This is a genomic window from Methylomonas sp. HYX-M1, assembly GCF_040741385.1.
Taxonomy (GTDB): Bacteria; Pseudomonadota; Gammaproteobacteria; order Methylococcales; family Methylomonadaceae; genus Methylomonas; species Methylomonas rhizoryzae.
Window position 1 is genome coordinate 3,342,145 of sequence record NZ_CP160405.1, and the last position, 21,062, is coordinate 3,363,206.

17 protein-coding genes are annotated in these 21,062 nt (G+C 49.5%); 2 read left to right on the plus strand and 15 right to left on the minus strand.

The window, feature by feature from the left end; all coding sequences use genetic code 11:
• Positions 1 to 3 precede the first annotated feature (3 nt).
• Complete coding sequence (locus AB0A83_RS15085; protein ID WP_367154607.1) at positions 4 to 1,146, minus strand: glycosyltransferase family 4 protein; 1,143 nt, start codon at positions 1,144 to 1,146, stop codon at positions 4 to 6.
• A gap of 158 nt (positions 1,147 to 1,304) precedes the next feature.
• Between AB0A83_RS15085 and AB0A83_RS15090 the strand changes: the two genes are divergently transcribed.
• The gene (locus AB0A83_RS15090) at positions 1,305 to 2,246 is read left to right on the plus strand and encodes an FkbM family methyltransferase (RefSeq protein WP_150049834.1); all 942 of its coding nucleotides are present in this window, start codon (positions 1,305 to 1,307) and stop codon (positions 2,244 to 2,246) included.
• Between the two features lie 35 nt (positions 2,247 to 2,281).
• Here AB0A83_RS15090 and AB0A83_RS15095 read toward each other — a convergent pair whose 3' ends face one another.
• The 14 genes from AB0A83_RS15095 to rpoE all read right to left on the minus strand — a co-directional run bounded on the left by AB0A83_RS15095 (position 2,282) and on the right by rpoE (position 18,915).
• Complete coding sequence (locus AB0A83_RS15095) at positions 2,282 to 3,541, minus strand: GNAT family N-acetyltransferase (protein ID WP_150049836.1); 1,260 nt, start codon at positions 3,539 to 3,541, stop codon at positions 2,282 to 2,284.
• Between the two features lie 14 nt (positions 3,542 to 3,555).
• A complete protein-coding gene (locus tag AB0A83_RS15100) occupies positions 3,556 to 5,523 on the minus strand; it encodes an SDR family NAD(P)-dependent oxidoreductase (RefSeq protein ID WP_150049838.1) in 1,968 nt (655 codons plus the stop codon).
• Between the two features lie 66 nt (positions 5,524 to 5,589).
• Positions 5,590 to 6,819 (minus strand): GNAT family N-acetyltransferase, encoded by a 1,230-nt coding sequence (locus AB0A83_RS15105; RefSeq protein ID WP_190303164.1) that lies wholly within the window; start codon positions 6,817 to 6,819, stop codon positions 5,590 to 5,592.
• 10 nt (positions 6,820 to 6,829) lie between these two features.
• Positions 6,830 to 7,486, minus strand: a complete 657-nt coding sequence (locus tag AB0A83_RS15110) for a polysaccharide biosynthesis/export family protein (protein WP_190303165.1) — start codon at positions 7,484 to 7,486, stop codon at positions 6,830 to 6,832.
• 153 nt (positions 7,487 to 7,639) lie between these two features.
• On the minus strand, positions 7,640 to 9,397 hold the full coding sequence (locus AB0A83_RS15115; RefSeq protein ID WP_150049844.1) for a sugar transferase: 1,758 nt from the start codon (positions 9,395 to 9,397) through the stop codon (positions 7,640 to 7,642).
• Between the two features lie 430 nt (positions 9,398 to 9,827).
• A complete protein-coding gene (locus AB0A83_RS15120; protein WP_150049846.1) occupies positions 9,828 to 10,058 on the minus strand; it encodes a hypothetical protein in 231 nt (76 codons plus the stop codon).
• Complete coding sequence (locus tag AB0A83_RS15125) at positions 10,055 to 11,452, minus strand: GNVR domain-containing protein (protein ID WP_150049847.1); 1,398 nt, start codon at positions 11,450 to 11,452, stop codon at positions 10,055 to 10,057. Before AB0A83_RS15125 ends, AB0A83_RS15120 begins: the two co-directional genes overlap by 4 nt.
• Positions 11,453 to 12,032: 580 nt before the next feature.
• Positions 12,033 to 13,088: a hypothetical protein gene (locus tag AB0A83_RS15130; RefSeq protein ID WP_367154608.1), complete on the minus strand. Its 1,056-nt coding sequence runs from the start codon at positions 13,086 to 13,088 to the stop codon at positions 12,033 to 12,035.
• Positions 13,085 to 14,338 (minus strand): hypothetical protein, encoded by a 1,254-nt coding sequence (locus tag AB0A83_RS15135; RefSeq protein WP_367154609.1) that lies wholly within the window; start codon positions 14,336 to 14,338, stop codon positions 13,085 to 13,087. The genes AB0A83_RS15130 and AB0A83_RS15135 overlap by 4 nt, the downstream gene beginning before the upstream one ends.
• A gap of 27 nt (positions 14,339 to 14,365) precedes the next feature.
• Positions 14,366 to 15,274, minus strand: a complete 909-nt coding sequence (cysK, locus tag AB0A83_RS15140; RefSeq protein ID WP_150049853.1) for a cysteine synthase A — start codon at positions 15,272 to 15,274, stop codon at positions 14,366 to 14,368.
• A 13-nt stretch (positions 15,275 to 15,287) separates the two neighbouring features.
• Positions 15,288 to 16,682 carry a DegQ family serine endoprotease gene (locus AB0A83_RS15145; RefSeq protein ID WP_150049855.1) on the minus strand — a complete coding sequence of 465 codons (1,395 nt, stop codon included), beginning with the start codon at positions 16,680 to 16,682 and terminating at the stop codon, positions 15,288 to 15,290.
• A gap of 177 nt (positions 16,683 to 16,859) precedes the next feature.
• On the minus strand, positions 16,860 to 17,798 hold the full coding sequence (locus AB0A83_RS15150; RefSeq protein ID WP_150049857.1) for a MucB/RseB C-terminal domain-containing protein: 939 nt from the start codon (positions 17,796 to 17,798) through the stop codon (positions 16,860 to 16,862).
• An 8-nt stretch (positions 17,799 to 17,806) separates the two neighbouring features.
• Complete coding sequence (locus tag AB0A83_RS15155) at positions 17,807 to 18,313, minus strand: sigma-E factor negative regulatory protein (RefSeq protein ID WP_150049859.1); 507 nt, start codon at positions 18,311 to 18,313, stop codon at positions 17,807 to 17,809.
• Between the two features lie 11 nt (positions 18,314 to 18,324).
• Entirely contained in the window at positions 18,325 to 18,915 is a 591-nt protein-coding gene (gene rpoE / locus AB0A83_RS15160; protein ID WP_150049861.1) for an RNA polymerase sigma factor RpoE, read from the minus strand.
• Positions 18,916 to 19,053: 138 nt separating this feature from the next.
• Between rpoE and nadB the strand changes: the two genes are divergently transcribed.
• Positions 19,054 to 20,682 carry an L-aspartate oxidase gene (gene nadB, locus AB0A83_RS15165; protein ID WP_150049862.1) on the plus strand — a complete coding sequence of 543 codons (1,629 nt, stop codon included), beginning with the start codon at positions 19,054 to 19,056 and terminating at the stop codon, positions 20,680 to 20,682.
• Positions 20,683 to 21,062 lie beyond the last annotated feature (380 nt).

Genomic DNA, 21,062 nt, shown 5'->3' on the forward strand with positions numbered 1-21,062 from the left:
AATTTAGGCCGTTGAGGCATTCGACAAATCGCGGCTACGCAAAATTTGCCGATACAAGGCTTGAGTTTTCTCGACGTGCCGCTCCCAGGAATAACGTTCGGCGACCACACGGGCCTCAGCACCTATCGCTCGCGAAACCGTAGTATCGCTAAGCAAATAGCTCGCTTTAGCGACCAGGCCGTCTATATCGCCCGGATCGGTAACCACTAAACCCGACACCCCGTCGGCTATTGCCTCGATAGCCAGACCTACCGTGGACGCGGTGATTACCGGCAATCCGCAGGCCATGGCTTCCAATACCACCAAACCGAACGATTCGTATTGACTGGGCGCCATCAAGGCGTCCGCTGCGGCGTAATAGGCGGCAATATCTTGATCGGGAACGACAAACCGCAAACGTCCGCTTTGTTGCAAGCTATCGATCAGTTCAGCGTCATCCGCCATTTCAGCAGGGTTACCGTGCCCAACCACCAATAACACTGCCCGTTCGGGTAAACGCTGCAAGGCCTTGGCGGCAAAATGCATGCCTTTCAACCGTAAGGTGGAACCTACCAGCATGAACACGAATTGGCCGTCGTCCAGCGCTAACTGCTTACGCATCCGTAGCCTGTGTTCGCCCACCGTTTGCGGCGAAAATCGCTCAAGATCCACGCCATTGGCTATCGCGCTGATACGCTGCACGGGGTAGTCGTAACGTTGCACAATTTCGCTTTTGACCTTTTCCGACACCGCAACAATGCGCCCTTGAGCCCGGCCTAAATGGTAACGGTACAAGGCGTTTTGCAACTGATACGGCACCCTGACTTTCCAAGGCAAATCCCGGTTTTCCAGCAGGGCTGCCGGCAAACTGTGGCAGGTAAGCAGATCCGCGGGAATCAAGGCCGGAATATGCGCGTGCAAAATGTCGCAATCGGCAGATCTGATCAACCCGGCAATTTTACAGAGATATTCTATTTCCCGCGGATAACGGCCGCGCAATCTGAGCGGCAACACTTTCAGCTCGACCCCGGCTACCTCCGGATGATTGGCAGTGGCCGCAAACACCGTGACCCGATTCTCCACCGCCAAGCGTTTAGCCGACTCGACGACGCAACGACCGACCCCATCGGCGGTATCGAATCCCCAGGTAATTAATCCGATTTTCATCACTCGAATCCGCGCACCAAGCCTAAGCCACGTCGATTAGTTTCAATAACACGGTATCTGTAAAAGATATTTTTCACGCCCTAGATGACGCCGCACATCGTTGTGCTTAGAATGACTCGCCGTTTCACTATTCATTATTATTCGCCAGTTAGCCGCCTATGAAACCGATTACAAAACAAATACTAAAAAAAACCTTATCGCTGTTCGGTTCTAACGCCCTCGTGCGCCAGCGGTTAAGATACTCCGCTCCCAAATCGGCACACCCTTCCAAATACGACCTACCCGATATCATTAGCCACGATTACGGCACATGGAGCGGCAAATGCCGGCGCATACTGCCTATCCCCAACGACTTGGCCTTCTCCCCGGAAGAGGGGTATCGATTCCAACTGGCCGGCTCCAATGCCAGCGCCTTAACCCGATTGGTTTACTGGTACGGCATTCCGCAAATGGATTTCTACCCGAATTCGCCGATCTGGAACATCGTCAACCAAGCGAAAACCATCGTAGACATCGGCGCCAACATCGGTTTGTATTTGTTTTGCTTTAAGCAAGCCGCCCCCAACGCCAAACTGTTCGCGTTCGAACCCGCCCCCGAGGTCTTTCAAACGCTGGAACGCAATGTTGCGTTAAACCAAACCCGGGCTGAAATTTATCCGTACGCAATTACCGATTATTGCGGCGACATCACCCTTTATATTCCGCCGACCGAATGCGACGCTTCCACCCGCGCCAGCTTACCCGACGAAGCCAAAATTCTCGACATCCCGGTAGTTGCGCGTACTGTTCCGGCATTTACACTGGACGAACTGAGTAGCCGACTCAACATGGGTCCGGTCGATTTCGTCAAACTCGACACCGAAGGCACCGAGCCGGCGGTATTGCGCGGCATGGCACACATTCTGGCCACCGATAAACCGGACATTTTCTGCGAAGTGGTAGACGGCACCCACACCGAACGCGACCTCGAGGCTCTATTGCTACCGCACGGTTATCACTTTTATCAGTTAATCCGCGGCGAATTGTTAAAAGTCGATTCGATCGTTCCGGACCCGGACAAACAAAACCTGAATTTCTTCTTCTCGACCCGGCTGCACTGACCTAACAACAGGCTAACCCCGCCGGCTCGGTGGGGTTAGCCGCCGCTCGTCTTGTCCGGTTGCGTTCGACCAATTCCCAACCGTTGCATTAGCCAAGCGCGTATTGCGCCCCAGCCGCTTTCGTTCAACAAGGTAAACGCATAAAACAAACGCGGTAAGCCACGCTCCATACCCGGCAACAGCTTCAACCACAGCCACGCGGCGATACGCGATGAAACATCGCTACGGTATGACGCTAGTCGCATACTCTGCCGCCCTTGCTTAGCCCAGTTGGCTTTATAGCCTTCTTCCCCACGCAAAAGATCGATTTCGCTTGCCCCGCTATCCCAAAACAGTTGCAACATGCGGATGAAGGTCAAGCGCCCTACTCCGTAGCGGCGATAATCGTCGCGGTAGGACGTCAAATAGGCGTAATAGCGGCCTTGATACAAAAAGGTTAGGTAATAAGCGACCGGTACATCGCCGCAACGCATCAGCACTACCCGCAGCCACTGCGAAGATACAGGATTTTCCAGAAACTCTTCCAGGAAGGCACGAAACGGAAAGGTGCGCAGGAAGCCGGGCCTGGCGTTATCGATGCCCGGATGCCGGCTTTCGATATCGGCCAACGTTTCCAGCAAGTCGTGCAGTCCTTCGCCGCCGCCCGCTAGTTGTACTTCGACCGGCGCGACGGCTTCCAAACGCCGCCATTCCTTCCGGTGATCGCGTCGCCCCTGAGCACTGCAGCACTCGGCAAAGTAATCGTCCCACCCACCGCGCATCGGAATAAACCGGCAATAACTTTCCTCGGCAGTTTTGTTAAACCACTGCAACCGTTTCGATTGCTCGGCAACCAGTGTCAAAGTGTCCGATTCCGCGTAAAGATTGCGTAAATCCAAAACCTCCCATCTGGCCGCCTGTTGCTGCAAATAAGCGAGGATGGCCGCTGTGACCTTGGCGCGCGACACGGCGCGGCTGAGCAGAATATCGTTGTAATCGGAAGCGTCTTCCCCCCAAAACGAAACGACTCTGAGCCGATAACCGAAAAAATCGTGCGCGGTAATTTTGAACGGTGCCAATGCTTGCAATTCGCCTTGCGGGTCGCGCACGGTAATCGCCAACAGTTCCGGCACAAACCGGCGCAAGGACTCGGAGCAAAAATGCCGCCAGCAACCTTGCAACCATTCCGGCGTCAAAAACATTAAATCGACGGCACTACGCTGCAACAACTGACGCCACTCGTCGCTTAGCGCCAGCAGAGATTCGGGGTTATTGATCTCTTCGACCTGAAAATCCCCAACCGACAGTTTGGTCATAACGGACCGATCCTTCAAGCGTTCAACAAAATATCCAAGTTTCTATCGTTTTGCTCCGGCCGGAAAATCGGGAAAATGATGAATTTTTCCTGCCAAACGCCGCGCGGCATCAAAATGCCGGCCGCATCGTAGGCCTGGTAGACCCGTTCCGGCGGCACGGGACATTCCACGATCATCACGTTCATTTCCCCGGGCATGCTGCGCAGGCCGGATTCGGCCAAGCGCGCTTGAATCCGCCGGCGCTCGGTGTCGGCGTTGTTCAAGGTCCGTTGCGCATGCTCGGCATCTTGCAGAGCGGCCACCGCCGCGGCTTCCGCTAACGGCGTCAAGCAAAACAAGGGTTCCAGGCGTTCGAACAAACGCATCACCTCGCGCCGGCCGAACGCATAGCCGATACGTAATCCGGCCAAGCCGTAAAACTTGGAAAAGGTGCGTAAACCAAGCACTAAACGATCGGAGCGCTCGACGATTTCATGGCTGCGCAACGTGCCGGGATTGCTACTGTATTCCAGATAGGCTTCGTCGACTACGACCGGAATGTGTGCCGGCACCTGTTGCAAGAATTCCGCGAATGCTTCGGCGCGAATTCCGACACCCAGCGGATTGCTGGGGTTGATCAAATAGATAAGTCGGGTGTTGTAACGAATCTCGCGCGCCATTTGTTGCAAGTTGTGGTCGAAACCCTCGGCGGTTTCTACAAACGGCACTTTGCGATTGACGATACCCATGGCTTGGCACAGCCGGTCAAACATAAACCAGGTAGGGTCGTTGGACAACACTTCTTCGCCCGGCAACGCGAAGGTTCGCAAAATGCGGTCGACCAATTCGGACGAACCATTACCGAAGGTAAAATAATCCTCGGGTAGTTTCAGTTTTTGGCTTAAAGCCGTGCGCAGAGAAGGATAATTTTCATCGGGGTAGCGCGAAAAATCGAAACGCTGCCCAGCGTCCTGCAATAGCTCGCGGACTTTTGCCGGCATTCCGAAAGGATTCTCCGCTCTATCCAAAGCGGCTATTTGCGGATCGAAACGGTTTAAGGCAACACCGTCGCGATAAACCGGATTAAACGTAAACTTATCCAACTCCGCTAGCGGACCGTTCAGCAAGGTTTCGCCATGCGGATCGCGCAAATAGCGCCAGGCCGCCAAAATTCTGCCGTGTAACGCGTCTCCCGCTGCAGTCGCAACGTGCAAGAAAAACGGCACAACCGCTTCGGGAGGCGGCAACAGTTGGTGCTCTTCCCAATTGAAATAGGCTTTGGTCATCGGTGTACGCAAGGAACCAAGCTCGACCGCGACCACCGTCAATCCGGACTTAGCAGCTTCCAGGGCCATCACCCGCGTCATCATTTCCAATGCGCATTTGCTGACCGAATACCCGCCTATCCCCTCGGCCGGCATGCGCGCGGCGCCGGTCGACACATTGATGATACGCCCGGCCACCGCATGATCGGCCATCCATATAGCCGCTTCTCGCGCACAGTAAAATGCGCCGTTAAGATTGACTTCGATCACCCGTGACCAATCCCGGGGAGCCAGCTGGTGGAAACCTTGTCCGGCCGGTCCAAGTATCGCGGCATTGTTGATCAAAATATCCACTCGGCCCATGCGCGCGACCGACTCTTTGATCAATTCGGCCGCGCCGCTTTCGCTTGCGATGTCGACGGCTATACCTTCCGCCCGCCCGCCCGCCGCTTGAATATTTTGCACGACTTGCCGTACTTCGCTTGCGTTTCTGCCGTTGACAACCACCGATGCGCCGGCCTGGGCAAACGCCGCGGCCAACACCTGGCCCACGCCGTGAGAGGAACCCGTGATCACCACGACTTTTCCCGATAAATCGTTGGAACTCAACGCTCTGGGAATTTCCGCGAGTAATTGTTCCAGCTCGTCTGTCTGAAACAGCCGGGTTTGCAAACGCCGCAACCGGCCAACCAGTTTACTGGTAATCCAAATAAATTTGCGCGCAACTTTATTACTCATGCTTGAATGCTCTGATAGTTTCGGTTTGATCGGTGAGGTTACAGCCGAAAAGCTGAATGATTGTGACTAATCGGTTACCGTTTGAACTGATTGCGGCGAAATAGACTTAAGACTTGACCTGAGCCGGCCGATGAACGGCTTGACCGTTTGCAGTACAGTATCGAGCGTAAAAAGCCAACGCCCGTACCAATGATTTGCGTAAATACCGATACGGTCGTACTCGTGCCAAGTCGGCGCCAACCGTTGGGCGGTAGGCACGTCGCTCAAAAAGTCGATTTCCTGATAGCCAGCGCTGTATCCCTGTTTGATCAAATGGGTCAACAAGATTAGACCCGGCGACAAACGAGCCGACGAAAACTTTTGTTTGAACGAAGTTTTATAGGCATAGAAGATGTTTTTGTCGGCAATACAGAACACCGCGGATGCCGGCTCACCGGCTATACGCAACAGCCAGATTTCACATCGCCCGCTCACTGCGAGGCCATGATAGAGACGGGTATAAAATTGAGACAACTCCGCGGTAGCGGCTACGCTCTCCCCATCCTCGGCTTTCCAGCTCTCCGTATCTATCTCGAAAAAAGCTTGCAAACCCGCGTCTCCGGATAGCTCCGAAGTATGACGTTCAACAGTGATCTCGCCAAGTTGCGCCAGATAACCTTCCTGCTGACGTAAACCTTTGCGAAAGTGTTTACCTTTGGACGACAAATACTCTTCCCAATCGCCGGACAGGCGGATGAAACGGTTTCGCCACGGAAAATCTTGCTTGGCCACCAACAACTTTTGCTTGACGGCGCTGCAGCGTACAGAGGTTTCTACACCTAACTCCCGCTCCAGGCCATCGAGCAACAATACGTCCCAATCGGCTTTAGCTTGCAAAAACTCTAATGCAGCTTGATAAGCCCAATCGGCTCCATCGGCAAGCAAAAATCCGCTACGCCATGCTTGGCTGTTGACGGGAGACAACAAGATACGCGCCGGGCAACGACGCCAAACGCCTTTAAAACTCAACAACGGCAATATTCCGACGCAACGGCCCTGATCGCGCACCACCACGACATGCGGATGCCATTGCGCATGGTTAAACGGAACAACCTCATAAGCGCGTGTGAAATGTAACGGCGTTTGCGCCAGCGGCGGTGCGAAACTCTTAGCCCAAGTAAGAAACCACTCCACGCTATTGAATAAAGTGCTATGGCTTGCCTGTTGCCATAAAAGCTCCCACTCGGCTTTGAATTGCCCAATCGTATCCAAATCATCTAATAGCGATACCTTAGGCAAATTAATTTCTGAATTCAATATGTCCGTCCTATTTTGGTGAAACGACAACTGTCGAGCTGGAATTCGTTACGCCTTTAATGGCATCGACCACCGATGGGTATAAAACGATACCTTGTTCAACCAATAATCCGGTAATCAGCCCCCTTTGGACATGTTCGAAAAATCTATCGAGATCGGCAACGAAACTGCGAGGCACATAGACTATATCTCCCGGTTTTAGCACCGCATTATCGATACCGCCTTCGCCGTTGATAATATTTTTTAAATCCAATACCTTCATGCGCGATTGGTTTTGATTATTCCTAATCAAAACCACGCTATCCTCGGATGCGTTTAATGTAAAGCCGCCAGCCCTTGTCACCGCATCCACCGCACGTACCGCCGAATCGTAGGGAATCGCCCCGGCCTGAGTTACTTCACCCAGCACATAGATATTCTTACTGCGTTGCGAAAGTAAATCGACGCTCACTTGCGGATTGACTAAATAATGACTTAATTTTTCGGTTAACACCCGCCTAACCTCGTTTACTCCTTTATCGCTGACATCGATTTCACCGGCCATCGGAAAATAGATGATTTTAGACGCCGGGATACGAACTTTTCGGGTTAAATTCTCTTGCGGATAAATTCTAATTTCCAGTTCGTCGCCGTAATCCAAGGCATAATCCTTGGCATCGACAGCCAATAATTCACTCTCAGGAATACTTTGAATCTCCGGAGTACTAATCGAACATCCCGTTATCAATATCGCAATGAATATCGGACTAAAATTCAGTAACTTAACAGCTAAACGATGCAACTCGGAATCTCGCTTTCGAATCAACATTTTCAAATTCAATTAAACGCCTTGTAAAGCCGATTTAATCGTTCCGAACAAAATACGGATGTCCCGCCTAAGCGATTGATTTCTGACGTAATCGATATCCTTTTCTATCCAAGCGTGAAATCTTGGATCGTCTCGCGAAGAAACTTGCCACAAGCCGGTGAGTCCGGGCTTAACCATCAAACGCAAGTCACGCCAGTGAGGGTTGTAAACCATTTCCTTGATCGCTAACGGCCTAGGCCCGACGCAACTCATATGTCCGAGTAGAACGTTAATCAATTGCGGAAGTTCGTCGATACTGGTCTTTCTGAGAAATCTACCGACCTTGGTTAATCTGGGATCGTTAGTCATTTTAAAAACGGGACCGTCCGCCTCGTTGAGCTTCTCTCTCAAGCCATCCTGCAGCTGATGCGCATTAGGCTGCATGGTGCGAAACTTGATCATCGGAAATTCTTTACCGTGGATGCCGCAACGTTTTTGTAGATAGAAGATAGGGCCTTTGGATTCTAAGCGAATCGCAATCGCCACCAACAACCAAATCGGCAAAGTCAATAGAATGACAGATGAAGCAAGCATCACGTCAAACACGCGCTTTTTGATTTGATATTTTGCAACCGAATATGCACAGGACAGGGTATCGTAATGCTCCATGAGTTGCGGCATTTCGTGGTTTACGAAGCCGTCGTTGCGACGCATTTCAACAGCGTCGATCAACGCGTCGACGCAGTTACGCGAATCGGCCGCGGCAACTTGATGTCCCTCGCCTAACAGGCTGTTTCGCACTTGAGTATATTCGCCTAACACTACACCGTCGTGCAGCACGCTGCTTTGTAGCCAGGCATTGGCGCCGATCCGGCAATTGTGGCCGATGACGACCGGCCCGACTATCGTCGCTCCCTCATCTACGATGCAGTGGTCTCCGAATAAAGCAGGACCGATCAAGGTGACGCCTTGTCGAATATCGCAAAAATCCCCAAACGCAACTTCACCGACGATTTTGACCTCACCATGAATAGTCGTAGTATTTTTATCTTTTAAGCCGAATTTATCATAGTCGCCTTCAAGAGCTTCTCGTAACAACCGAAATTTGAGTTTGAGGTAACTGGCGGACGTAAGTACCGAACATTCGCCGTCGACGATAAATGCTTTAATTTTCAGGCCATTTTTAATCAAAAAAGGTAACAATTGCTCTTTAAGGTCAAAAAAAGTATTATCCGGAATATAATTAAAACATTTTGGCGACAACAGATAAAACCCGGCCAGACCTTTATTGCTGCGCCTGTTTTGAGACCTGTGCGCGCGATAAACTCCTAGAATACTTCCGGTTTTTGATATATTGATAGTCTCTGAATAGTCAAAATCCGACAAACTCTCGTAAACCGCAAACACTCCGCCGCAACTATCGGAAAGTTCCGCATACTCATCAATGATTGCCTTGACTTTTTCATCATCTATGTACGTTGATACGTTCAACAGAATAAAGGGCTCGTCTTTTAATACATCTTTCAAGGTTAAAAGAGCCCCTGCAGTTCCCATAAAATCGTCTTGCCTATGTATTTGCAAGCCTTCGTATTGACATAAATCATGCGCGGCGTCTCCGGCCAACAACATATGAATATCAGATATTCCATTATTTTGTAACGCTCTTATCTGATAATCGATGAATGGTTTATTTAACAAGCTCGGAGGCTCCATTCCATGAATAGAACCTTTGGAAAACCAAGAAATCGTACCTTTATTTAATATTACCGCTTTCGTAATCTTGGATTTCATGAATCAACCATTAAGTTCGTAGAAATACGGGCTGCATACAAACAAAAACATAACAATATTTTATCCTAAAAATCAGTCGGGCAGCGAGCTAGGCATTTTACATCAAGAGTTACTTATTACGAGAAATATTACAATATATAGCAATATATCTACAACCACTCCCAACGTAATAATCAAACCTATATCCAACAATGCCGCAGAGTCCACTCTCCAAACCCTTCCGTTTACAGCCGACAAGTCGTTTGCGAAACACCAGCGATTTCGAAAAAAAACTTTATTATTTTTGGCTTGCTGCTTAAATATATTTATAAGCCGCACTTCCCATTTTTGCCTCACCGTAAGGCGATACCTATCCAACAACTCGCTTCTTAATACGGATAGGCGTGTTGATCCTGGAAAAGCACCGCCCTCGATCCTGTAATTTCGGGACTCAGAAACTGACATGCAACATCCGCACAAAGATCAAATAATTCGAAATAATTGCAACAGCAGATATAAAAAAGCCTAATAAAATTGCTCCCAAAATCTCCAATCTAACTCTACGCTTCTCGGCCGATTGTTCGGCTAACATCACAAATTCAGACTGCTGAATATTGCGTACCAGCCATGAAATTTCTTCTTGTTCGATCCGCCGTCTTAAAGCAACACTTAAAGTTTTCATACGCTTTCGTTTTCGATAGCGGTCAAGTCGTCGCGAATATCTAATTTCATCCTATCGACGAAATCCAGCACAAACGCGTAAACTATACCGGCAATTATCGCCAGGAAGAACGACATGATTATATTCAAGATTAAATTGGGAAATATCGGCCGATCGGGCAACGATGCGGCATCAACCACAACGGCATTGTTAATATTTCTTCTTTCCTGTGCCATCGTTTCTTCCAGGTTTACTTGAAGGGTTTCCAGATGCTTTTGATACAAATCGATATCCAAATTCAATTCATGTATATTGATTTGTATTTTAGGTGCGTTACTTATTTTTTGCTCCAATTGACTAATTCTCTCTTCGATCCCTGTTTTCCTGACTAACAAACTATCTTGCTCTATTTCCAGATGAACGATTTCTTGACGCAAGTTCTCTATTAGAGTATTAGGCGATTTTATTTTGCTATCTTCGATACGCTGTAACTCCAATAAATAATCCTCTATTTTATGGTCGTATTGAATTTGCAGTTTTTCAACCTCCGGATGAGGCCCTTTATACTCAATTTTCGCGCTAGCGATTTGCGCTTCCAAATCAGATATCTGCTGTTTAAGATTGGATATGAGAGGATTGGATAAGGCTACCGAAGACTTGGAAAACGCCATAACTTCTTTTGCATATTGCTTTCTTAAGCTATCCAGCTTTTTGGATATCTCCAGCAAAGTCAGCGCAGTATCTTCTATGGACTTTAAATGTTGAGCACGTTGCAACGTTAAATTTTTCAATTCTTCGTCTTCCATGGCAATTCTATTTTCCGCTTTATATTCTATAAGCCTTCTTTTAGCGTCGTGGAGTTTTTTCTGAGTTTCTTCCAACTCCTTCTCTATGGCCGATTTATTTTCAGTCGTAAGCTTTAACGAATAGCCGTTTAAAGTTTCGTTAAATAAAGAAACATAAGCGTTTGCAATATCCATAGCCAGCTTAGGATCGGAATCGCGGACGTGGATTTTAATTTGAAAATTCGTTCCGCTGCGAAAATCGACATTACGCTTGATTTGGGATACGGACTTTTGAGGAAACATGGCATGGATTCGTTCACGTAAATAATCACTATCTAATAATCCCAAATAGATAATTTGCGCTTCACCTCGAGATTCCGGCAATAGCGGCGAACGACTGACTTGTCGAGTATCTTGAGAAGAGTATAAAGTTAATATATCGGACCGCGCCGGTACGAAAAAAACCGCCCGAGCTTCGTAAAGCGAAGGAAGCAACAAACTTGTGACAGTTGCAATCAATACTGCACTGACAATCAAAAGGTAAATCACTTTTCGTTTGGCGTGCAAAATGTACCAATAATCGTACAGGTTATACTCTTGGTTGGCACCAGTCTCCATAGCCGGATTCATGATTTCTTCTTTAATAATTTTGTTTACTTAGTTTTCAAGAACTAAGCCGTTGTTTTAACAATGCCGACTTTTTGAAGCCGTCATCCCATTTGCCCGGAAGACAAGATCCTGATTCCGAACATAAAACCCGCATTTTGGGAGGCTTCTCTTCGTCAAACAGCTTACCTTAACGGGCTGTGAAGATGCCTGCATATTGGTATTACAAGTTGATCAAAATACTCGACCGTTCATTTTATCGCACCGGCCCATTCGGATAAACCGCAATAGGTGCATTAGACTATTATGGTTTTCTACTTTAACGTGCTCTAATTAAGCTTGCCACACCGCACGACTGCTTTCCGGCGGATGTCTATGCTGGTAATTTGAAATGAAAGTTTGATGACTGCGTTAAGAATTACCGAAATAACCATCAAAGTGGCCAAGAAACCTATAAGAATACTGCCGCAACAAGGCAATCACAGTCGACCGCCCATCAACTGCGGACATTTTTTATAAAAAGCCCGAAAGTTGTAACAGCATTTTCAAGGACATTGGCACGAGAAACAAATGCAACCAATAATAGCAAAGACTGATCGATTTATTATTGATCTTGAGCATTTCCGCCCTGAAGCGATTCGCCGCTTTCCTCCCAAAGGCGTTTAGTAGTCACTTGTCGCTGAATTTCCGCAGCCGTTTGCTTGTCTTCCAACATAGCTTTATGTTCTAAATTGTTGGCCAAATCTTGAGTTTCCGCCAATCTTTGTCTGGCTTCGCGCTGTTGACGTGCGTGCAATTCTATTTCAAGACTCAACTCCATTAGATGTTGCTCATGCCTGACTTGTTCGGCATGCAGGCGGGTTTCCACTTCACGCTGCCGAGCGAGTTGCTGCTCTTTATCTTGAAGCAATTGGATTTGCGCCTCGGCTTCTTGCAACTGGATAAGCCGTTGCATCTCCATCAGCTGTTTGAGATGCTCCAATTCTTGCTGTTTACTTGCCAACGCTTGCTGCTGATTCAGCTGCTGCTGTCTATCCATCTCTTGATGTTTTTCTTGGTTTATCTCGAACGTCCTTTTTAACACATGCAGATAAACGCTGTCCTTTCCCAGTTTCACCTCGGGAAAATCGACAAAATCAACCGACATACGACAAACGGCTTCGGCTTGGATTTGTTGCTGGGTAAATATTTCGCATATGGATAAGGCAAGATTGCGTTCATGCCTAAGCAATCCGTCCCGCACCCAACAACCATCCGCCAATGCAGACAATTCCCAATTGATTCTATCTTCTACTACGCCGGCGTAAATCGACTTAATCTGCCGATTTAAATTATCCAGCAATTCGGAGTTTCTCCGCGCGTATGCCAAAGTTGCCTGAAATCGAATGTCCAATTCCACGCTCAGCGTGCAAAAATCGTCGAATAGCTTGATCTGGCGACGATACGGCCAGCTTTCGATAACCAACGGATAAATCTGATGATAAAACCGCTTGTTGAACCGCTCCGGCCGTAAAAACAAATGCTGAAACGGACCGAGCTTAAAGACAACCAACTGTCTGTCGGCGTCAAATCCCGCCACCCACTCTTCCAAGTTCGCCGGACTCATGCTCCAAAGATCATCGCCGGCAAACCAAGCTTCCAAGTCCTTGGATTGCGTCATGGCGAACTATCCGGGGCGCTGGACGCTGCTTTCGCTTTCAATGCGGCGATTTTATCGGACATTTTTTCGGCAATCAGTGGATAAAGATTAGGGGCAAACTCAACCGTTCTGGAATCGACTTTACGCAAAAAACCTCTGTTCAACAGCAGGCCGACGACAAACATGCGCGCCCAATCCGAATAACGCCGTGCTTTTTCCAATTCGGTTTTTTCGATGACCAGTTCAAGCTCGTCGTTTTCGTTGATGCGAAATTCGCTGAATTGCCGCAAACATTCGAACACCAATTCTTCTTCTTGTTGGGTGAGTGGTCCCGGCGCGGTAAATTCCAACCGATAAGACAACAAGACAGTGAAGAAATCCACCATAGCCGCACAGGCAAACGCAAACCAAGAAAATCCCTGCCACATCGCAAAGGAAGGTTTGACCTCCTCCGAAAATTGCGAATACGTCATTAGCATAGGTGCGTCCGGGAATTGCAGACCGGCACTGCTGGATAATTGGTTGACGGCAAATTGTATGTCCTGAAAATTTTTCAGCACAGCCTCGTAAACTTGCTGCTGCACACTTGGCCTATCCAATTCGGCCAGGCTCGCTTGCACGGCATGAATTTTGCCGTCCAATGCCAAAAATGCCTGTTCCTGGGCTTGAAATGCCTGTTTCTTTTCTTGATAGATTTGATTGTAATGCCGCCAGAAAGGCCCTTCGCCCACTTGGTTTTTAAAACCTGGACCGATTTGATCCAGAGTGCCGAAATAAGCTTTACTCGCATTATTCGAAGCGCGATCCAAGACATGTTTTTGCTGCTGTAGTAGCTCGCCTTTTCGAGTCAAGACCGCGTCGATATAGGCTTTGATATCCTGGCGAATACGCTGCACCCGCTCTATATGCAAGGTTTCGCGTTCGGAAATTTCGTAGAATTTGAAATATGAAAAGGTAATGGAAGCCGTTATGGCAATCAACAAAGATCCCAAGACGCTAAAGTATCGCGTTCTGTTTGCCGCCCAATGAATGCCGGCCATCTCCAGCGAGCAAATTACAATGATGGATTGGATCGCCACGGTAATGATCAAGGCAATCCAAGGCGTAATGAAATGCGACAGGCCGTAATAGGTTGTGAATCCGGACGCCAGGCTTAACATCAGCACGATAGGGATGGTCCAAATCCGCAACAGGCTGACAAACAGCGTTTGTATCCGGTTGATTAAATAGCCTAAGCCGGCCGGGCGCACGGGTAATCGGGAAGTGGTCATGATGGGTCCGCAGCAAAAGCTATGGAACTATGCCCCCATGCTCAAATAACGTTCACCGGTATCGTGAACCATGGTTACCACCACCTTCCCTGCCCCTAGTCGCTCGGCAACACGTAAAGCCGCGCAAACGCTGGCGCCGGATGAGATGCCGACCATAATGCCTTCTTCTTCGATCAAACGCTTACGCATGGCAAACGCTTGCTCGGTACTGACCAGCTCGACCCCGTCCAACAAATCGAGGTCCAAGTTTTTCGGGATAAATCCTGCACCTATGCCCTGTATCTTATGCGCTGAATGCTCCCCGCCGGAGATCACCGGCGACTCGGCGGGTTCTACCGCAATCGCTTTAAAATTCGGGTTGCGATTTTTAATCACGTCCGCCACTCCGGAAATAGTTCCCCCGGTACCAACTCCGCACACAAAGGCATCAATCGCCCCATCGGTTCCGGACCATATTTCTTGCGCAGTGGTTTGCCGATGAACTTCGGGATTTGCCGGATTTTCGAATTGTTGCGGCATATAAGCACCGGTATCGGACGCGATTTCCTGCGCTTTTCTGACAGCGCCTTTCATTCCTTCCGAGCCCGGGGTCAACACGATTTGCGCACCGTATAACACCAATAAATGCCTGCGTTCCACCGACATGGTGTCCGGCATGACCAAAATACAGCGATAACCTCTAGCCGCCGCCACCATCGCCAACGCAATCCCGGTATTTCCGGAGGTTGGCTCGACGATTGTCCCACCGACCCTTAACGCGCCCATGCGCTCGGCGGCCTGTATCATTGCGAGGCCTATACGGTCTTTCACGGAACCGCCCGGATTTCGGGATTCCATTTTTAACAGTATGCTCGCCGAATTTTCGACGGGGATTTTTTGTAACTTGACTAACGGAGTATTCCCGATCAGTTGAGTGATGCTAGTTGCGTTAGCCATAACAACAAAGCTCCTACTTATCGATCTTGAATGCCAAAAACACCGGACTTCCATTGCGCTGAATCAACATCGCTATGGATTTTTCCACCGGCAACTTGGCAACTATTTTATTGAAATCCGCCGCATCTTTCACCGGAGTATTTTGTACCCGAAGAATCACGTCCCCGGGTTGTATCCCTGCATCGAGCGCAATTCCTTTTCCGACTTTTTGCACTAAAACGCCATGTTTTTCAACCTGTAATTGTTGCCGCTGCTCTTCGGTCAAATCCGCAACCACTAGCGCCAAACGATTCACGTTAGTCTCGGGAGCGGCGCCGGACTCCAGCTGCGCGGCTTGGGCCGGCAACAAGCCTATTTTTACGCTTAATTCTTCTTCATCGCCCTGGCGGATAATTTTAAGCTTCGCTTTTTCATCGACAGGAGTCATGCCCACGATAGGCGGCAATTCGCCGGAGGTATCTATCGTCTGATCGTTGAATTCGACAATGATGTCGCCGACTTGCACCCCCGCCTTGTCCGCCGGTCCGCCCGCCACGACTTTAGCCACCAACGCGCCGTGAGGCCTATCCATACCGAACGATTCAGCCAGTTGCCGAGTCACGTCCTGAATTTGCACTCCCAGCCAACCGCGCGACACTTTGCCCTTGGTTTTGATTTGGTCGGCGACACTCATGGCTACGTCAATGGGTATGGCGAAGGATAAGCCCATGTATCCGCCCGAACGGCTGTAGATTTGCGAGTTGATACCGACGACCTTGCCCTGCATGTTAAATAGCGGCCCGCCGGAATTACCGGGGTTAATCGCCACGTCGGTTTGAATGAAAGGCACGTAGTTACCGTCCGGGAGGCTACGACCCTTGGCGCTGACGATACCGGCAGTCACCGATTGTTCGAATCCGAACGGAGTACCGATCGCCAACACCCACTCGCCGACTTGCAGTTGATCCGGCGAACCGATCTCAACCACGGGCAAATCTTTCGCCTCGACTTTAAGCAAAGCAACATCGGTGCTCTCGTCCGACCCTACCAATTTGGCGACCAACTCCCGCCTATCTTTTAACTTGACCACGATCTCGGAGGCATTATTAACGACATGATGATTGGTCAAAATGTAACCGTCTTTAGAAAGCACAAATCCCGAACCTAAGGAATTGGTCTCTTTAGGCACGTAACCCCGCCCCGGACCTTGAAAGTAATGGCGGAAAAAGTCTTCCAATTCCGGCGGAATGTCTTGAGGCATTCCGGATGGATCGTCGACCTGCATGTCCGGAGTTTTTTGAGTCGTGCTGATATTCACCACGGCATCGCCGTTGCTCTTGACCATTTGGGTAAAGTCCGGCAACTGCGCGTATACCGAACTGGCGAGTAACAAAAACAAGCAAAAGCTGTTTACAATTTTGTTAAGCATGCATGCTCCATTCCTAGAGTTGAGATCGAATTCGAGTTAAACCGCCGTGGGCGGGAACATAGCAAATACAATTAGGCGTTTTCCCTGCACGAAAAACACCCTCAATTTTCTTATACTTATGTTTTTATGAGTGGGATTATAAGCCGGTATCGGCTGCCTTAGGCAAGCCGAAATCGCTTACCGGATTTCGACGCCTTGGCCCAGCATTTCGACAGTCTTTACCGGTACTTCTCCGAGTACCGTAATTTGTAAGTCGTCGATGGTTCGGCTGTAAGAATTGACGGGACCCAATGAGCGTAGGCCATCGATACCTTTATCGCCTTTAGCTTCGAAATAAACCGAAACCGTAGAAAACCCATCGCTGATCAACAAATGATCTACGGTTTTTTTCGATTGCTGCATGGTATTGCGAATAAAAAATATTTTCTCGAAGCCCGGCGGCCAAGTTTTAATTTGATAAGGTGACGAGTCGAAACTGTGAGCTTCAATCACCTGCTGAGGATTCGATTCGCCGCCGGCTTGCGCAGAGCCTTCCGCTAGAGAAGACTCTGCGTCCAACACCATTTCAGTAAACAAAACTTGTTCCAAGGCCATACCGTCCAAATCGTAGACCTCTACTTTCAGAGGCAAGCCGGTTTGAGTGTCCGCCCATAACTTACGGGCGTAACGCAGCTCGTCTTTAGGCAAGATCGCAATAATCTGCGTGGGCCGCATCGCCACCATTTCCTGCCCGGTAGCGGCTAATAGGTAAAAATCTTGCAGGGTTTCCGGGTGTTGCGGCAAATTGACGATAAAAGAGCGGTCCAATGGATGGCGGGTTTCGATTTTTTGGCTGGTCTCTTTATATAAGCACTTTATTTCACTGGACTTTCTAGTCACTTCCCGCAAGGGTGAGTTCAATGAGGTCAGACGTTCAAATTCGACACCGTTTTCTACCGAATGTTGATATTTCATGGTATCGATTTGACCATTCTTCATGAACACGACCGTGCCATGATAGTTGCGGGACTTCATTGCTTCGTTGACTTTCTTCAGCCAATGAAGTCCGTCCAGCGGAGAGTCGGCTAACGCAGCAGTCGCCGAGATATAAAAAATTATCGCAAAAACCCAACGCATTAAGGCACTTATTGATGTTGATAACTAGCTAAGCGAGCATGGGACGGATTAGCAACCGCATCGTTAACGTACCAAACGTTATCATGAGCTTGTAAATACTCTTTGAAACGCGCATTGCTTTGTGCGGCAGGCAGATTGACTTGCGCCACCCGGCTTACGCTATTGAACGGGTTGGATTGGTAAGGCAATATCGACAGTGACGCCCAGCCGATTACCACCATCGCCACGCTGGCGGCAACGGCCACTGCGGCTTTTTTAGGCAAGGCAACCAGCCTTTTTTGCGGCAAGAAGTAAACAGGTTCGGATTTGAGCTGTTCAGCCACCTTAGCGGCAAAACCGGCATCCGCCACCGCATAACTATTTTCTTTCAACGCTTGACTGATCATCGAATAACGTTGCAACTTGGCTTGCAAGTCTTTATCCCTGCTCACCGTGGCCAGCAATGAAGCAGCGCTTTCGGCGTCCAACTCATCGTCCAGCATTAAAGACAGTCGTTCTTTCAAGTGTTCTTGCATGACACTACCTTCTAATCAAGCAATGGATTTAATTTTTGGTCTATAGCCTCTCGGGCTCTGAAAATTCGAGACCGAACGGTTCCTATCGGGCAATCCATCGCTTCGGCTATCTCTTCGTAACTCATACCCTCGAACTCCCTAAGCGTAATGGCAATCCGCATTTCCTCGGGTAACTTTTCGATGGCCGATTTGATCACCTGGACAATTTGATCGTTCATCAACAAACTCTCCGGGGTCTCGATGTCCTTTAGTTGCGGTGCATTTTCCACCTGTTCGGCATCCTGCACCTCTATCTCGTAATCGGTATAACGCCGGGAACGAGATAGCAAATAATTCTTCGCCGTATTGATGGCGATGCGATAAAGCCAGGTATAAAAGGCACTATCGCCGCGAAAATCGCCCAAGGCTTTATACGCTTTGATAAAAGTATCCTGCGCCACGTCTTGCGCCTCACTGGGATCTTTCACATAGCGATTCACCAGATGCACAATCTTATGTTGATATTTTATGACCAATTGATCAAAAGCGGCTTTATTCCCCTGCTGGACGCGCCTTACCAACTCTTGGTCTAAATCTTCGGAGAATCTGGATGATTCGTTCACTGAGCTATTTCGATGCTGTAATGGACAGAATTAAACCGCATTAGTTCTGGTAATACAAAAAAAATTACCACCCACTTAAAACACGATATGATTTTTACAGATTTGTAACAAACCTTTCAATCTTGCCCGCAAACGACATTGACCACTCGTTCAACCCTTCACTACGACATCCTGATTGCCGGCAGCGGCGGCGCCGGATTAAGCCTTGCCTTGCATTTAGCGGATCAATACCGGGTCGCCGTATTGGCCAAGTTCGCGCTGACCGAATGCAGCACCTTTTACGCGCAAGGCGGCATCTCGGCGGTTTTCGACGATCAACGCGATTCCATAGAATCTCACATCGAAGACACATTAATAGCCGGCGCCGGCCTGTGCGACCCTGACATTGTAACGCTTACCGTTTCCAAGGGCCGTGAAAGCATAGAATGGCTACGCGCGAACGGCGTCAATTTTACCGAACGCAAGACCAAAAGCGGCATTAAAGAACTGCATTTGAACCGCGAAGGCGGTCATTCTCACCGGCGCATCGTGCATACCGACGATGCCACCGGCAAGGCCGTGTCTTTATCTCTGATCGAACGCGCCCGGCAGCATCCCAACATTCACCTGTTGGAGCACCACAACGTCGTGGAATTAATCACCGCGCACAAACTGAATGCTGCCCCGCAGCGGGTGTTAGGCGCCTACGTGCTGGATAACCGCCTGGGACAAATCAAAACCTTCGCCGCCAAAATCGTAGTGCTGGCTACCGGCGGCGCCAACAAGGTGTATTTGTATTCCACCAATCCGCATACCTCGAGCGGAGACGGCATCGCCTTGGCATGGCGCGCGGGCTGCCGGGTAGGCAATATGGAATTCATGCAATTTCATCCCACCTGCTTATATCACCCGTCCGCCCGTTCGTTTTTGATCAGCGAAGCGGTGCGCGGCGAAGGCGGACACCTGATTCTGCCGGACGGCGAACGCTTTATGCGCCACTACGACGAGCGCATGGAACTGGCGCCGCGCGACATTGTGGCCCGCGCCATCGATAACGAAATCAAACGACACGGTCTGGATTGCGTCTATTTGGACATCAGTCACAAGACGCGCGAATTCATCCAAAAACACTTCCCGACCATTTACATGCAATGTTTGGAGCTGGATATAGACATCAGCCAACAAGCGATACCGGTGGTCCCCGCGGCGCATTATACCTGCGGCGGGGTGGTTACCGACCGCAACGCCCGCACCGACATTCCCGGCTTGTACGCCATCGGCGAAGTCGCCTGCACCGGCTTGCACGGTGCCAACCGCATGGCCAGCAATTCGTTGTTGGAATGCTTGGTATTTGCCGAACAAGCCGCGCAAGACATCAGACGCTGCTTCAAAGACATTGCCGAACCGCCCGCGCTGCCGGCTTGGGACGAGTCGCAGGTCAGCGACTCGGACGAGGAAGTCGTCATCTCGCATAACTGGGACGAACTGCGCCGCTTCATGTGGGATTACGTCGGCATCGTTCGGACCAACAAGCGTCTGGAACGCGCAATGAACCGACTGGTGCTGCTCAAAGAGGAGATCAGCGAATATTACGGCCAATTCAGAATCAGCAGCGATTTGTTGGAATTACGCAATCTGGTCATCGTCGCCGAACTCATCATTCGTAGCGCTCAGCAACGCAAAGAAAGCCGCGGCTTGCACTTCACCCAAGATTATCCGGAAAGTGACGACACCTCACCGCCGCGCAACACCATCCTGACGCCACCCAACGCGGCCAAGCAGCCCTAAATCGCTATAACCGGCATAGCAAAAGCCGATCCAACCGCGGCGCGTCGATTTCACAGGCTTGCCAAACATCCGGCGCCGACGCGTTCAATGGCTTTTTCCAATCGAAGATTCGGTCTCGATGAACTTCGAACTTCCGGTGTAATTGCGCCGGAGTTTTATCTCCAGCCTGCTATTTTGACTTTGAAGGCCGGTGAAAATGTTTTTCCCGGTTTTGAGACACTATCCGCCCCATCTATGTCGTTGCGGATTTTTTAAACTAGCTGGTCTTTCACTCAAGCGGTTGTTCAATTTTCGGGACCACCACTAGCCATGAAAAAGATACTCATACCCGCCCAAACCACGCTAGCGTTGGTGCGCTAGTCGTAACCTGCACCCTAGCG